This is a genomic window from Lentzea sp. NPDC051838 (genome assembly GCF_040681245.1).
Classification (GTDB): Bacteria; Actinomycetota; Actinomycetes; order Mycobacteriales; family Pseudonocardiaceae; genus Lentzea.
This window is the reverse complement of sequence record NZ_JBFAYI010000003.1, coordinates 296,381-311,647: the sequence shown is the minus strand read 5'-3', so window position 1 is coordinate 311,647 and position 15,267 is coordinate 296,381. Positions and strand designations below refer to the sequence as shown.

Sequence of the window (15,267 nt, the reverse complement as noted above, 5' to 3'; positions counted from 1 at the left end):
GCGATCTCCGTTTGTCAAAGCCACTGCGCGCCGACGCCCGGCGCAACCGCGACGCACTGGTCGCCAAGGCCAGGGAGATCTTCGACGCCGGCGAGTTCTTCACGCTGCGGTTCGACGACTTCGCCCGCCTGGCCGGGGTGGGCACGGGCACGCTGTACCGCCACTTCCCCACCAGGGAGGCGCTGGCCGAGGCGGTCTACCACGGGGAGGTCGCCGCGCTGTGCGACCGCGCCCGCCACCTGCAGGCCACCCTGCCCGCGGACGAGGCGCTGGCAACCTTCCTGCGGGGCATGGTCGACCACATGGACACGCATCGGGGCCTCGCGCGGACGCTCGCCACGCTCATGGCCGGACAGACGGGCGCGCTGGCCGAGGGCAGCCGGGCGCTGGAGCAGGCGGTCACCGAACTCCTGGCAGCCGGCGTGCGGACCGGTGCTCTCCGCGACGACGTGGGGGCCGGTGCGGTCCTGATGGCGTTGCACGGCATCGGCGCGGCCCATGAGCGTCCCGACTGGCGGGCCGAGGCCGACGGTGTCATCACGCTCGTGCTGGACGGGCTGCGCTCACGCTGAGCTCGGCAGGTACGAGTGCAGATCCGCCGGCAGGTCCTTGCGGTACTTCACGTTCAGCTTCCGGTACACCCGCGTGAGGTGCTGTTCGATCGTCGACGGCGTGATGAAGAGCTTCGACGCGATCTCCCGGTTCGTGTACCCCACTGCCGCCAACGCGGCCACCCGGCGTTCGGCGTCCGTCAAGGTGGCGATCGGATCGACGGGCTTTTCCTCGGCCGGCGCGTCCTCGTCGGTCTTTCCGCGCGAGGGCAACAACTCCTCGCACAGCTCGGCCGCGTCACACACGTTCGCGACGTGCCAGGCCCTGCGCGCCACCGTCCAGGCCCTGCGATGTTCCCGCAAAGCCTGATGCGCCTTGGAAAGGTCGGCCAACGCCCGCGCGAGCTCGTACTGGTCGCCGTACTCCTCCAGAACGACAACCGCGTCCTGCAACAGCTGTGGCCGGTTGTGCGGCTGGTTCGTGGCCGCCAGCAACCTGAGCGCCACCCCGCGAGTCCGCGACCCTTCCGGACCCAGCCGCGCCAACTGCTCGTTGATCAGCCGCTTCGCCTCGTCCCGGTTCGCCCCGTGCAGCAACCAGGCCTCCGCAGCCGAGGTCCGCCACGGCAGCACACCAGGCTGATCCACGCCCCAGGACGTCATCAACTCACCGCACGACAGGAAGTCCGCCAGAGCCGCGTAGTGCCGTGAGGTGGCCAGGTAGTGGTGCCCGCGCGCGTACAGGTAGTGCAACCCGTACCGCGACTGGAACATCGCCTCGGGCACCGGTTGTTCCAGGAACGAAGCCGCGTCCTCGTGGCGCCCCATCTTCGTGGCCGCGTTGATCAGGATCCCCAGCGGCATACCCAACGCCACACCCCACCCACCGGCGGGCATGAAGTCCAACGCGTTCTGCGCGTGCTCGAAAGCCGTGGTCAGGTCGCCGCGCCGCAACGACACCTCGGCCCGCACGCACGAGAAGAACGCCCGCGCGACCCCGAGGTTGCGCACCCGAGTCTCTTCCAGCAGCCGGTCGCACCACTGCGCCGCCACGTCGAGCCGGTCCGCGTACACCAAGGCCTGCAACGCCAGCATCGCCGACTCCGGCCCCCACGATCCGCTGTCCGACGGCCGAGCGGCCTGCAGGACGTGCTCGGCGTCGGTGGCGGAAGCGTCGTTGGGCCCGTACGTCAGCACGTTCGCCAAAGCGGTGACAGCCTTCAGCATCGGACCGGACGTCAGGCTCACCGTGCGGGTCTTGACGGGTTCCGAGGACGGACGCCGGGCCAGAGTCGGGTGCGAGCACGCCAGCCACAGCTCCATCGCGCGCAAGCCGCTGGACGACGTCGCCGCGCGCCGCACCCGTTCCAAGGCCTCGGTGGCTTCGTCGACCTGGCAGTTCCACAGCATCGGCTGCACCAGGGAGTTGACGTCGCGGTCCGACAGCTGACCGGCCCGCATCGCCGGCACGACCGTGGCCAGCCGGCGCCCGGCCGCGGACGGGTTGACCCGCCACTCGACCCGCACCAGCTTGGCCGCGATCGCCGCCCGTCCGTGCACCTCGACGCAGGCACGATGAGCGAGTTCCAGGTAGCGCAACGCCGTGTCGATCTGCTCGTCCCGCAACGCGTGCTCGGCGGCCTCCTCGAAGACCGGCACCATCCACGGGTTCTCGGAGTGGTCCGCCATCACCAGGTACGGCGCCACTTCGGTCGCGGGCGCGCCTTCGTCGTGCAGCAGTAAAGCCGCCCCGAGGTACATCTCCTTGCGGTCCTGCGCCGGCAGGTCGTCCAGCACGGCACCCCGCGCGGCCGGGTCGCGGAACCAGCCGTCGCACAGCAGGCCGGCCTCGTTCATGACGTCCAGCGCGGAATCCACCGTCTCGACGTCGACACGAGCCAGGCGCCCCAACGACTCCCGCGTCGAGCCATCCCCCGTCACCGCCAACGCGCGCGCAACGGGCAGCACGTGGTGATCGGACCGGTGCAGACAGCTGACCAGGGCACGCCGATAGCTCGGCCCGATCACCAGACCGCCGTCGTCGCGCGGCTTGCACAGTCGTTGGTCGTCGAGCAAAGACCGGATGAGCAAAGGATTTCCGCCGGACAACATCATCGCGTCTTCAGCGTGCACCGGAGTCTCGAACAGGTCGCCGACAGAACTCAGTGGCGCCAAAGCGACATCACGACAGTGCGGGTGCCGCAGGAGTTCGGTGTGCAGGGCGGTGTGAGCAGCGCGCGGCGAGGCAGTCTCTGAAAGCATCAGCAGCACCTTGACCTGCCCGAGCCGCCGGATCAGGTAGAGCAGCCAGTGCAACGAGGACGAGTCGGCGTGCTGCACGTCGTCGATGCCGATGACCAAAGGCGTTGATGCCGTCAGGTCCATCAACGCGATGCACAACGCGTGCAGCTGCCGCGCGGTCGGCCCGTCGGCGGAGCGCGCGGCCGCGTCGAGCAGCTCACCGACCTCGGCCGGCGCGTCCAGCGGGTGGAAGATCTGGCCCACCACACCGAAAGGCAGGTCGCGCTCGAACGCGCTGCACGTCGCCTTCACGAAGTTCACGCCGGAGGCCTCGCCGAACGCGTGCAGCAGCTCGGTCTTCCCGCTCGCCACCGGACCCGTGAGCAGAGCGACCCTTCCGGATCCTGACAGGGAGTCCGTCAACAGTGTTTCCAGGCCGGCCCACTGGTCGTCGCGCTCGATGAGTCCCGCGAGCCGTGCCTTGGTCATGCTGTTGTCGGACGTCCTGGTCATGATGATGTACCTCTCGCCACGACGAGTCGGCGTCGAGCGTCGCAGGCGGACACATCCTCATGAAATCGATACGTGCCAGTTCTAGGTGTTCTCCTCAACCTGGGCGCGTCCCAACACTAGGGCTTCTTCTGGTGCGCCGTCCGGCAGGCTCGCCTTCACCAGGCATGCAGAAGGGTGAAGTCCATGAGCCAGCGGCCGATCCTGTTCGTCAGTCTGCCGGAAAGCGGCCTGCTGAACCCGATGCTCGTGCTAGCGGAGGAACTTTCCCGCCGTGGCGTGGAGAACCTGTGGTTCGCCACCGACGACAAGGGCCGTGAGGAGGTCGAGGCGGCCGCGGTCGGCTCGCCGATCCGGTTCCACTCGCTCGGCGAGGTGATTCCGGAGATGTCGTCGGTGACGTGGCCCGACGACATCTACGCGAAGGTGACGCAGCGGTCGAGGTTCAAGGCCCGCAAAGCGGTCATCGAGCAGACGCATCGGCCGTTGCTGCGGATTCCCAAATATCGGGCGCTCGCCGAGCTCGTCGACGAGATCCAGCCGGCGTTGATGATCGTCGAGTCGATGTGCATGTTCGGCTACGAGGTCGCGATCACCAAGGGAATCCCTTACGTGATCAGCAACCCGTTCGTGCCGTCGAACCTCGTGACGTCCGCGGTGCCGATCGGCCCGTCGTACACGCCGAAGGACTTCCCGCGGCCCCACACAGGTCTGCCCGCGGACATGTCGTTCACGCAACGCTGGGCCAACAAGCTGTTCGGCCTGCGCACGCTCGCGATGGCGTTCTCCCAGCAGAACAAGCAACGCAACGCCGAGAACGCCCAGGTCGTCGAGGAGCTCGGCATCTCACCCGAGGCGCGCGGCCAGTTCGCGCGGGTCGAGAAGTCCGAGCTGGTGCTGTGCTACTCGATCCCGGAGATGGACTACGAGTTCGACATCCCGGAGAAGATCCGCACGGTCGGCGCGCTGGTGCCACCACTCCCCCAGGCCTCGCCCGGCGAGCTCGGTGAGTGGCTCGACGCGCAGAAGTCCGTCGTCTACATGGGTTTCGGCACGATCACGCGCCTGACCCGCGACCAGGTCGAGGCGTTCGTGCAGGTCGCCTACACGCTCGACGGCAAGCACTCGATCCTGTGGAAGCTGCCGCGCGACCAGCAGAAGTTCCTGCCTTCGAAGCTTCCCGGCAACCTGCGCATCGAGACGTGGGTGCCGTCGCAGCTCGACGTGCTGGCGCATCCGAACGTCAAGCTGTTCTTCACGCACGCGGGCGGAAACGCCTACACCGAAAGCATTTACTTCGGCAAGCCGATGGTGTCCCGTCCACTGTGGGTGGACTGCTACGACCAGGCCGTGCGCGCCGCCAGCTTCGGTGTCGGGCTGACGCTGGACAAGCCGCACACCGTCGACCCGCGTGACGTCGTCGACAAGCTCACCCGCGTTCTGGACGACCCGTCGTTCCGCGAGAACGCCGAACGTCTCGCCGCTCTGCAGCACGCCGCCGGTGGCCGCAAGACCGCCGCGGATCTCGTCCTTTCCCTTCCCGCGCTGTCCTCGAAGTGAGTTGACGATGAGCTACCGCTACCCGGTTTCGATGCCTTCGTTGCGCGGCAACGAGCTCGAGTACACGACGAAGGCCGTGACAGACGGCTGGATCTCCTCGCAGGGCCCGTACGTGCCGCAGTTCGAGGAGGCTTTCGCCGCCTACAACGGAGTCCAGCACGGCGTCGCCTGTTCGTCCGGCACGACAGCACTGACACTCGCGTTGCGCGCCTTGGGAGTCGGCCCCGGCGACGAGGTGATCGTCCCCGAGTTCACGATGATCGCGTCGGCGTGGGCCGTCACCTACACCGGTGCGACGCCGGTGTTCGTGGACTGCGCGGACGACCTCAACATCGACGTCACCAAGATCGAGGAGAAGATCACCCCTCGTACCAAGGTGATCATGCCGGTGCACATCTACGGCCGGCAGTGCGACATGCCGCCGATCCTCGAGCTCGCGTACGAGTACAACCTCAGAGTCGTCGAGGACTCGGCGGAGGCGCACGGCGTCAAGCCGACCGGGGACATCGCGGCGTTCTCGCTGTTCGCGAACAAGATCATCACGTCCGGCGAGGGCGGGATCTGCGTGACGAACGACCCGCACCTGGCGAGGCAGATGGCGCACCTGAGAGGCATGGCGTTCACCCGCGACCACAGCTTCCTTCACAAGAAGCTCGCCTACAACTTCCGCATGACGAACCTGCAGGCGGCGGTCGCGCTCGCGCAGACCGAACGCCTCGACGAGATCATCGCGACACGCGCCCGGATCGAGAAGCGGTACGACGAGGGCCTCCGGGGCATCGACGGCATCACGTTGATGCCCCCGCGTGACGTGTTGTGGATGTACGACCTGCGCGCGGAACGCCGTGAGGAGCTCATGAGGTTCCTCGCCGAGAAGGGAGTCGAGACCCGGCTCTTCTTCAAGCCGATGAGCAGGCAGCCCGGCTATCTCGACCCGGTGTGGCCGACGCTGAACGCGAACCGGTTCGCCGAGGACGGGCTCTACCTCCCCACCCATGCCGAGCTGACCGAAGACGACCAGGACTACATCGTGGGGCAAGTCCGCCAGTTCTACGAGGTATGACATGACCAGTACCGACTCCGCCGCCGACCTAGTCCCGTTCATGATGCGCCGCCCCGGCGCGTCGTTCCCACCGCCCGAGTACGAGGGGTTCCGCACCAAGTCCGGCCTGGTGAAGGCCGCACTGCCGTCCGGTGAGACGGTCTGGCTGGTCACTCGTCACGAGGAGGTGCGCGCGGTGCTCACCGACCCGCGCATCAGCTCCAACCCGAACCACGAAGGCTTTCCGCGGCCGTCGCGCACCGTGGGCGCGCCGTCCGCGGACGACGTGCCCGGCTGGTTCGTGTCGCTGGACCCGCCCGACCACAACAAGTTCCGCAAGGCGCTGATCCCCGAGTTCACGGTGCGCCGCATCCGGTCACTGCGCCCGGCGGTCGAGGAAATCGTCGACCGTGCAATCGACCAGATGCTGGCTCACGGCAACACCGCTGAGCTCGTCGAGGATTTTTCGTTGACGGTACCGTCGCTCGTGATCTCCTCCCTGCTGGGAGTGCCCAAAGTGGACCGCGACTTCTTCGAGGAGAAGACGAAGGTCCTCGTGACTCTGACGTCGACCGACGAGGAACGGGACAAGGCGTCGGAACATCTGCTGCGCTACATCAACAGGCTGATCACGATCAAGTCCAAGCGCCCTGGCGACGATCTGATCAGCAGGCTTCTCCAGGGCGGTCTGCTGACGCCCCAAGAGCTTTCCGGTGTCTCGATGCTGCTGCTCATCGCGGGCCACGAGACGACGGCGAACAACATCTCGCTCGGTGTCGTCACGTTGCTGCAGCAGAAGCAGTGGATCGACGACGACCGCATGATCGAGGAACTGCTGCGCTACCACTCCGTCGCCGACCTGGTGGCGTTGCGCGTGGCGATCGAGGACGTCGAGATCGGCGGGCAGCTGGTCCGTGCCGGCGAGGGGATCGTGCCACTCGTGGCCGGCGCGAACCACGACCCGGAGATGTTCGAAAGGCCGCACGAGTTCGACCCGTCCCGGTCGGCAACCGGGCACGTGGCGTTCGGGTACGGCGTGCACCAGTGTCTCGGCCAGAACCTGGTGCGGCTGGAGATGGACGTCGCCTATCGCGGCCTGTTCCGGCGGATTCCTTCTCTGGAGGTCGCTGTTCCGCTTTCGGAGTTGCAGTTCAAGTACGACGGAGTCCTTTTCGGACTCCACGCGCTACCTGTGCGCTGGTAATTGGAGGACACCAATGGCTCGGATCAGTGTGGACACCGGCAAGTGCATCGGCTCGGCTCAGTGCGTGCTGGCCGCGCCGGACGTGTTCGACCAGGACGACGACGGGTTCGTCACCGTGCTCGACGCCGAGCCGTCGGGTGAGGCGGAGGCGACCGCGCGCACGGCCCGGGGCATCTGCCCAGCGCAGGCGATCACCGTCCACGACTAGCGGCCGCGGCGGGGCTTCGCGCGCTTGGCGGGCTGCTTCTTCTGCGGCTGTTGCTGACGCGCGGGGCTCCGTCGATGCTGCTGCTTCTTGGCCGGTTCGGGCGCGGGGCCGCGGGTGCTGTTGACCGTGCGGCCGCGGACGATGCCGATCAGGTGCTCGACCAGCTCGGGGTTCTCGTCGCGGATCGGGAACGCGAGCGCGACCCGTGACTGCGGGGCGTCGTGCACCGGCACGTACTTGAGGTCCTTGCGGTGGTGCAGCCGTGCGAGCGACTGCGGCACCACCAGCATCCCGACGCCCGCCGCGACGATCTGGATGGCGTCCGCGGTGGTCTCCGGCCGTTCGACAGGTGGCTGGCCGGGCTGTTCGGACCACTCCAGCGTGTCGTCGAGCGGCTGCCAGAGGACGTGCGGCTTCAGGTCCTCAAGGGACAGTTCGTCGGCCGCCGCGAACTCGTGGTCCTTCGGGAACACGACCACAGTGGTCTCGGTGTAGAGCGGGATCGCGTGCAGGTCCTCGCGGTCGCCGGGCAGCCTGAGCAGCGCCGCGTCGGCCTCCGCGTCGCGCACCTTCCGCGCGGCTTCGGCTGCGGTCACCTGTACGAGGGTCAGCGGGGTCTCGGGCAGGCGTTCCTGCCACACCCCCGCCCACTTGCCCGGCGTCACACCTGGGACGAACGCGAGCGTGAACGATCCGGTCACGTGCTGAGGCTACCCGACGCAGCAGTTACTCTTTGTGCATGAAGTCGCAGCAGACCATGAAGCCCGCCACCGCCGCCAAGAAGCTGGGCGTGTACCTCGAGGCGACGCCCGAGGAGTTCCAGGCGGGTGTCGTGTCGCGCGACGAGCTCAACGAACTGCAGGCCAACCCGCCGCAGTGGCTCGCCGACCTGCGCCGCAACGGCCCGCACCCCAAGCAGCTCATCGCGCAGAAGCTCGGCATCTCGACGTCGGGCCTGGTGCGCGCCGGCATCACCGAGGCGCTCACCACCGAGCAGATCAACGCGATCAAGGACGAGAACCCGGACTGGCTGGTCCGCGAGCGCGACACCTACAAGGAGTTCAAGGCCGAGGAGGCGCGCCTCGCGGAGAAGGCGCGCCTCGAAGAAGAGGCCTAGCAGCGTTCTTCGGTGTCGGCCGCGTAGACCGTCTCGCCGCGGCCGACCGCGCCGTAGGCCTTGGTGCACTTGTCGACCGTGCGCAGGCCGTCGGACCACACCTCGCGGTCGTTCTTCGGGTCGACGTTGTAGCCCTGCAGGTCACCGGTTCCCTTGACCCACAGGCCGGCGCCGGCGTCGAAGCCGCGGTGGGTGCTCGCCCACGACTCCCACACGAACGTGTAGCCGTAGTTCTTGTTGCAGCCGACGAACTGCTTGATCGAGGCGATGGTCTCGCCGCCGCCCTTGAGGATCTTCGTCGCGCCGATCTGCGTCACGCGTGAGCAGCCGGGTGCGTTCTCCGCGGTCGCCGGGGTGCCGCCCAGCAGCGCGATGCCCGCGGCCAGGCCGACCGTGAGCACGACGCTCTTCAACTTCGTTGCCATGGGTGCACCGTGTCAGCGGGCGCTGACACGGTGCTGACACGTCGTCACCAGGTGAGCGGGAACTTCTCCAGTCCACCGGCGAGGCGGCCACCGGGGTGCGACTCGAGCTCGGACTCCGGCACGGCGAGCCTGAGGCCGGGCAGGCGTTCGAACAGCGTGGTGAACGCCACGGCGAGGATGATCCGCACGAGCGGCGCGCCGGTGCAGTGCCGCATGCCGTGGCCGAACGTGAAGTGGTGGTTGGGCGTGCGGGTGACGTCGAACTTGTGCGGGTCGTCGAAGGCGCGCGGGTCGAAGTTGGCGAGGCTGAAGTCCAGCATCACCAGGTCGCCTTCCTTGATCGTGACGCCGCCGACCTCGATGTCCTCGCTGGCGTAACGGGGCAGGACGGGCGAGCTGATCGTGGCGCGCATGACCTCGTCGACGGCCTGGGCCATGATCGCCGGGTCGGCCAGGGCCTTGTCGCGCTGCTCGGGGTTGCGCAGGAACAGCAGCACGCCGAAGTCGAGGTGGCTGGCGAGGCCCGCGAGGCCGGTGAACAGCAGCGTGACGACGTGCAGGCCGATTTCCTCGTTCGTCAGGCCGGTTTCGATGAACCGCGAGATGACGTCGTCGCCGAGTTCCGCGCGGCGGCGTTCGCCGATCTCCGCGGCGAAGGAGAACAGCGGGTCCATGCCGGCCTCGGCGTGCTGCTGGTCGGAGGCGCCGACGGTGTCCATCATCTCCAGGAGCTTGGCCCGGTCTTCTTCCGGGATGCCGACCATGTCGCACAACGCCTGCTGCGAGTAGTCCATCGAGTAGGCGTCGTGCAGGTCGACGGGCGGGCCGGCGGCGATGATGGCGTCGAGCTTGGCGTTCGCGATGGCCTCGACCCGGACCTTGCGTTCGATGACGCGGCGGGCGGCGAAGCTCTTGGTGTAGAGGACGCGCTTCTTCTCGTGGCGCTCCTTCTCGACCTCGATGTCGTCGCTGGTGACGAGCATGTCGAGCATGGGGTTGCGCATGAACCTCGGCGCGGTGGCGGGGTCTTTGTGGCTGCGGCCGAGCTTGTTGTTCTGCAGCAGCGACTTCACCTCGGCGTGGCGGGTGACGAGCCAGCCCTCGTCGCCCGCAGGCGTCCGGATGCGGCACACCGGGGCCTGCTCCTGCAACCGGAGCCGGAGTTCGCTGAACGTCAGGATCGACGGCAGTTCGACCCCGATCAGGGGCAGTTCCTGGGACGTGGTCATCGGGCGCCTTCCAGTTTCTCGATACGGGTGCCGAGCCACTCCTCCATGACCTCGGCGACAACGCCCGCGTCCTCCTTGACCATCGCCATGTGGTCGGTGGCGACGACGCGGATCTCATCGGTGGGCACGTCGACGTCCTGGTCCGTGGTGACGAGGTCGGTGCCCTTGACTTCGTTGGCACAACGGATCAGCAGCTTCGGAACCGTCGTGTGGAGGCCGGTGTCGATGATCAGCGGGAACCAGTGCGCCATCGCGGACAGGCGCGTGCTGTTCATGTTCACCGCGGGTGAGTCCATGGTGTTGAAGTAGTTCGTGGTGACGGCGTCGAAGTCCATGCCCTCGCTGGAGTTGTAGTTCATGCTCAGCGTGTCGAGCATGATCACCGCTTCCGGCGTGATGCCCCAGGTCTCTTCCAGCACAGCCGCGGCGAAGTAGGCGAGGGTGCCGCCGGACGAGTGTCCAACCAGGACGAACGGGTCGCCGTCGGTGCCGTTGAGGATGCTTTCCGCGACGTACCTGGCGGCGGCCTCGGTGGTGCGTGGGAGTGCTTCGCCGTCGCCGAAACCGATGAGCGGCAACGCTGAGACGTGTCGCTTTCCGCGCAGGTGGGCGGCGAGCCTCGCGTACATGTGCACGCCGGCCGTGGCTCCGGGGGCGCTGACGCAGACGAGCTTCGGGAGCTTGGGGCCGTCGGCGAGCGTGACCGGAACCGGGAGGTCCTCCAGTTCGGCGGGGCTGTCGAACATCGGGCGCAGGTTGGCGACGGCCTTGAGCATCCTGAGGCCTTCGACGACCTTGCCGGTGGTGACGCTTTCCATGAACAGGCCGAAGACCGTGTCCTGCGCGTTGGCCGTGCCGCTCTTGTTCGGGCCCGCGATGGTGCCGAGCTCGGCGTCGACCTTCTCCGCGAACGCTTGCGGTGTGCCGCTGTCGAACACGGCACTGCCGGGGAGCTTGAGGTTGAGCATGTCGTTGATCTGGTTGCGCAGCTCGACGGCGATGAGCGAGTCGAAGCCGAGTTCCAGGAAGTTCCTGTCCACGTCCACTTTGGACGCGTCGTCGTGGCCGAGCAGGGCGGCGCTGGTGCCCAGGACGAGATCGCGGACCTGGCCGGCTCGTTCGTCCTCGTCGAGGGTGCGGAGCTTGTCGAGGACGGTGACGGCGGCCATCTGGCTCTGCTGCGGAAGGGACTGCTCGTCGACGATCTCGCGCATCAACGGGGCGACGCGCTGCTGGTTGCGGTTGACGTGCATGGGGACGACGACCGGCTTGCGTTCGTTCAGCGCGGCGTCGAACAGCGCGAGGCCTTGTTCCGCTGCCAGTGGTGGCATGCCGGAGCGTTGGATGCGGTCCATCGCGGCGTCGCTGAGCCCCGCGGTCATGCCGCCGTCCTGCGCCCACGGGCCCCAGGCGAGGCTGATGGTGTTGGGACGGTTCTTCGCGAGTGCGTCGAGGTAGGCGTTGGCGGCCGCGTAGTTGCCCTGGCCCGCCGCGCCCAGGACGTTGGCGACGGAGCTGTAGAGGACGAGCAGCTTGAGGTCGTGCTGGGCGAGCAGGTGCGCCGCGTCGACCTTGGGCCTCAGGACATTGGTGAGACGGTCGGGATTCAGCGCGTCGACGAGGGCGTCGTCGAGGACGCCTGCCGTGTGGATCACGGTGGTGAGCGGGCGTTCCGTGGCGGCGAACAGGGTCTGCACGTCGTTCGCGTTGGCGATGTCGGCAGCCGCGATCGTGACCTTCGCGCCCTTGTTCTCCAGTTCCTGCTTGAGGTTCAGCGCGCCGGGTGCCTCTTCGCCGCGGCGGCTGGCGAGCAGCAGGTGCTTGACCCCGTGCCTGGTCACCAGATGCTGGGCGAGCTGCGCCCCGAGGCCGCCGGTGCCGCCGGTGATCAGGACCGTGTCGTCCTCGGTCCACTCGTGCTTGGCTTCGGGAGTCTCGGGGAGCTCGTGCAGCCTGGCGACCTTGACCTTGCCCTCGCGCACGATCACCTGCGGCTCGTCGCCGTTGACGAGCTCGGTGAGCAGGGCGCCGGAGACGTCGAGGCCGTCGCTGTCGACCAGCAGGAACCGTCCCGGGTTCTCCGCCTGCGCGGTGCGGACGAGGCCCCACACCGCCGCCGCGGCAAGATCTTCTCCTTGTGCGGCACCACGGCTGACGAAGACGACCCGTGAGTTCTCGTAGTTGAGCGCTTCCTGCAGGATGCTCAGCGCTCGCCGGGTTTGGTGGTGGACGCTCTCCGGCGTGTTCTCGCCCGTCACTGCGACGACGAACACGTCCGGCGTGGCGTGCTGGGCGGCTTCTTTCAGGGTTTCGCCGTAGCCGCTGACGGACTGGCCCGCCGCGTACAGAACGTGGGCGAGGTCGAACTCGTCGCCGCCGATGATGGCCCACCTCGCACCCGTGATCGCCGGTGCGTCCACAGTGGACTTGACCCAGTTCACCTCGTACAGGGCGGGGCGGCTGGCGTTCGGCTGGGTGCCCGGCGCCATGGTGCTCCGCGGCCAGAAGCGCTCGGTGTCGAACGGGTAGGTGGGCAGGTCCGTTTTCTTGCCCTGCTTCGGCCAGCTGACCTTGGTGCCGGTGGTGTAGAGCTTGGCGAGCGCGGTGATGAACGCGGCGACCTCGTCCTTGTCCTTGCGCATCGTCGGGATGGCTTTGTCGACGAGCGCGGCCAGCACGGCGCTGGGGCCGATCTCGACGAACGTGGCGTCGCCGATCTCGTTCACGTTGTCGGTGAACCGGACGGTGTCGCGGACATGGCCGACCCAGTAGTCGGATTGTTCAACATTCCCACGAGTGACCAACGGGATCGTCGGATTGTTGAACGAAATCCCGGCGATGGCCTTGCGGAACTCGTCGAGCATGGGCTCCATCAGCGGCGAGTGGAACGCGTGGCTGACCTGAAGCTGCTTGGACTTGCGACCGTCGAATCGTTCAACAATCCTACGTGCCTCTTGTTCAACACCCGCGATGACAACGGAGTCCTCAGCGTTGATGGCCGCCAACGACACGCCACTGGTCAGGTGTGGCGTCACTTCCGCCTCGGTCGCCTGGATCGCGATCATCACGCCACCACGCGGCAACGCCTGCATGAGCCGGGCGCGTGCACTGACGAGCTTCGCGGCGTCCTGCAAGCTGAGCACCCCGGCGATGTGCGCGGCCGCGATCTCGCCGATGGAGTGACCCGCGACCTTGTCCGCCTTGAACCCGTAGCTCTCCAGCAGCCGGTACAGGGCTGTTTGGAACGCGAACAACGCCGGCTGGGTGTACCCGGTCTGGTCGAGCTTGGCCTCGTCCTCCCACATGACCTGCTTGAGGTCGGCGGGCAGGTACTTCAGCGCTTCGTCGAGCGCCTCCTTGAACCGCGGGAACGCCTCGTACAGCTCCTTGCCCATACCAACGCGCTGCGCGCCCTGCCCGGAGAACAGCGCGGCAACAGGCTTGCGCTGCACCGTCCCGGTCGCGATCACCTCGCGGTCGAGCACCACCGCGCGGTGATCGAACGTCGTCGGCCTGGTCGTCAGCAACGAGAACGCGATGTCCTCGACGTCGCCCTCGATCGCCTTGACCTGCTCGATGCGCGCCTTCAACGCCGTCGCCGACTTCGCCGACACGACGAACGGATGCCTGCCCGCGAGACCCGCGTCCGTCACCAGTTCCCCGCGCTCATCCACACCGGGCTGGACTGCTCCCGCTGGATCGATCCCGCCTGGGGCCCCTCCGGGGGAGACCGAGGTCCCCACTCCAATCGTCTCATCGGGGTCTGACAGTTCTGGGGCGGTCGTGGCGTCAACGGACCGTTCAGGCGCGTCCGGAGCCTCCTGGATGATCACGTGGGCGTTGGTGCCGCTCACCCCGAAGGACGAAATGCCGGCTCGGCGGGGTTTGCCGTTGCGCGGCCACGCGGTCGTCTCCGTCAGCAGGCTGACATTGCCCGCGGACCAGTCGACGTGCGACGACGGCTCGGTGACGTGGAGGGTCGGCGGCAGAGTGTCGTGGCGCAGCGCCTCGACGATCTTGATGACCCCCGCGACGCCGGCCGCGGCCTGGGTGTGGCCGATGTTGGACTTGATCGCGCCGAGCCGCAGAGGTGTGGCGCGGTCCTGGCCGTAGGTGGCGAGCAGCGCCTCGGCCTCGATCGGATCCCCCAGCACGGTGCCGGTTCCGTGGGCCTCGACAGCGTCCACATCGGACGCGGACAGGCCCGCCGACGCCAGCGCCGCCTTGATCACCTCGCGCTGGGCTGGGCCGTTCGGGGCGGACAGGCCGTTGGAGGCGCCGTCCTGGTTGATCGCGCTGCCCGCGACGACGGCGAGCACCGGGTGGCCGTTGCGCTGGGCGTCGGAGAGCTTCTCGACGAGCAGCACGCCGATGCCCTCGGACCAACCGGTCCCATCGGCGTCGTCCGAGAACGCTTTGCAACGGCCCGAGGTCGCGAGGCCACCCTGCCGGGTGAATCCGGCGAAGTTCGAGGAAGTCGCCATGACCGTGACGCCGCCGGCCAGGGCGAGGGAGCACTCGCCGTTGCGCAGGGCCTGCGAGGCCAGGTGCAGTGCCACCAACGACGAAGAACACGCGGTGTCGACGGTGACGGCGGGACCCTCGAAGCCGAACGTGTAGGAGATGCGTCCGGAGATGACGCTGGCGGCGGTGCCCATACCCGCGTGGCCCTCGACGTCCTCCTGGGAGGCGATCAGGACGTGGCCGTAGTCCTGGCCGTTGGTGCCCACAAACACACCGGTGCGGGAGCCGCGCAACGACGTCGGATCGATACCCGCGCGCTCGACGGCTTCCCACGTGGTCTGCAGCAGGAGTCGTTGCTGCGGGTCCATCGCGAGGGCTTCGCGAGGCGAGATGCCGAAGAAACCGGGGTCGAAGTCGGCCGCGTCGTAGAGGAACCCGCCCTGCAGCGTCGCGCTGGTGCCGCCGGCGAGCGTGCCGAGGTCCCAGCCGCGGTCGGTCGGGAACCCGGTGATGGCGTCCCGCCCTTCCGCCACCAGCTCCCAGAGGTCTTCCGACGAGCGGACCTCGCCGGGGAAGCGGCAGGCGATGCCGACGATCGCGACCGGCTCGTGCTTGCCGGACTCGGCCTCCTCCAGGCGCTGGCGGGTCTGGGCGAGATCAGCGGTGACCCACTTCAGGTACTCAACGAGCTTCTCTTCGTTCGGCATCGCCGGAAA

General features: G+C 67.8%; 11 protein-coding genes. 6 read left to right on the top strand and 5 right to left on the bottom strand.

Annotated elements, in window-relative coordinates:
* Window positions 1–11: 11 nt before the first annotated feature.
* The gene (locus AB0M24_RS10190) at window positions 12–572 is read left to right on the top strand and encodes a TetR/AcrR family transcriptional regulator (protein ID WP_363763733.1); all 561 of its coding nucleotides are present in this window, start codon (window positions 12–14) and stop codon (window positions 570–572) included.
* Here the strand turns inward: AB0M24_RS10190 and AB0M24_RS10185 are convergent.
* Window positions 564–3,305: an AAA family ATPase gene (locus tag AB0M24_RS10185; protein WP_363763730.1), complete on the bottom strand. Its 2,742-nt coding sequence runs from the start codon at window positions 3,303–3,305 to the stop codon at window positions 564–566. The two genes, AB0M24_RS10190 and AB0M24_RS10185, sit on opposite strands and share 9 nt — an antisense overlap.
* Before the next feature lie 183 nt (window positions 3,306–3,488).
* On the opposite strand from AB0M24_RS10185, the gene AB0M24_RS10180 reads away from it, so the two are divergent.
* The 4 genes from AB0M24_RS10180 to AB0M24_RS10165 are packed head-to-tail and all read left to right on the top strand — an operon-like array spanning window position 3,489 to window position 7,316.
* On the top strand, window positions 3,489–4,862 hold the full coding sequence (locus AB0M24_RS10180; protein ID WP_363763727.1) for a glycosyltransferase: 1,374 nt from the start codon (window positions 3,489–3,491) through the stop codon (window positions 4,860–4,862).
* A 7-nt stretch (window positions 4,863–4,869) separates the two neighbouring features.
* A complete protein-coding gene (locus AB0M24_RS10175) occupies window positions 4,870–5,925 on the top strand; it encodes a DegT/DnrJ/EryC1/StrS family aminotransferase (protein WP_363763724.1) in 1,056 nt (351 codons plus the stop codon).
* Window position 5,926: 1 nt separating this feature from the next.
* A complete protein-coding gene (locus tag AB0M24_RS10170; RefSeq protein WP_363763721.1) occupies window positions 5,927–7,108 on the top strand; it encodes a cytochrome P450 in 1,182 nt (393 codons plus the stop codon).
* Between the two features lie 13 nt (window positions 7,109–7,121).
* Window positions 7,122–7,316 (top strand): ferredoxin, encoded by a 195-nt coding sequence (locus tag AB0M24_RS10165; protein WP_363763718.1) that lies wholly within the window; start codon window positions 7,122–7,124, stop codon window positions 7,314–7,316.
* Here AB0M24_RS10165 and AB0M24_RS10160 read toward each other — a convergent pair.
* The gene (locus AB0M24_RS10160) at window positions 7,313–8,017 is read right to left on the bottom strand and encodes a LysR family transcriptional regulator substrate-binding protein (protein ID WP_363763715.1); all 705 of its coding nucleotides are present in this window, start codon (window positions 8,015–8,017) and stop codon (window positions 7,313–7,315) included. The two genes, AB0M24_RS10165 and AB0M24_RS10160, sit on opposite strands and share 4 nt — an antisense overlap.
* A gap of 56 nt (window positions 8,018–8,073) precedes the next feature.
* On the opposite strand from AB0M24_RS10160, the gene AB0M24_RS10155 reads away from it, so the two are divergent.
* Window positions 8,074–8,433 carry a DUF5997 family protein gene (locus AB0M24_RS10155; RefSeq protein WP_363764308.1) on the top strand — a complete coding sequence of 120 codons (360 nt, stop codon included), beginning with the start codon at window positions 8,074–8,076 and terminating at the stop codon, window positions 8,431–8,433.
* Here the strand turns inward: AB0M24_RS10155 and AB0M24_RS10150 are convergent.
* The 3 genes from AB0M24_RS10150 to AB0M24_RS10140 are packed head-to-tail and all read right to left on the bottom strand — an operon-like array spanning window position 8,430 to window position 15,258.
* Complete coding sequence (locus AB0M24_RS10150) at window positions 8,430–8,858, bottom strand: hypothetical protein (protein ID WP_363763713.1); 429 nt, start codon at window positions 8,856–8,858, stop codon at window positions 8,430–8,432. The two genes, AB0M24_RS10155 and AB0M24_RS10150, sit on opposite strands and share 4 nt — an antisense overlap.
* Before the next feature lie 44 nt (window positions 8,859–8,902).
* Window positions 8,903–10,087: a cytochrome P450 gene (locus tag AB0M24_RS10145; RefSeq protein WP_363763710.1), complete on the bottom strand. Its 1,185-nt coding sequence runs from the start codon at window positions 10,085–10,087 to the stop codon at window positions 8,903–8,905.
* A complete protein-coding gene (locus tag AB0M24_RS10140) occupies window positions 10,084–15,258 on the bottom strand; it encodes a type I polyketide synthase (protein ID WP_363763707.1) in 5,175 nt (1,724 codons plus the stop codon). Before AB0M24_RS10140 ends, AB0M24_RS10145 begins: the two co-directional genes overlap by 4 nt.
* Between the last annotated feature and the right edge of the window lie 9 nt (window positions 15,259–15,267).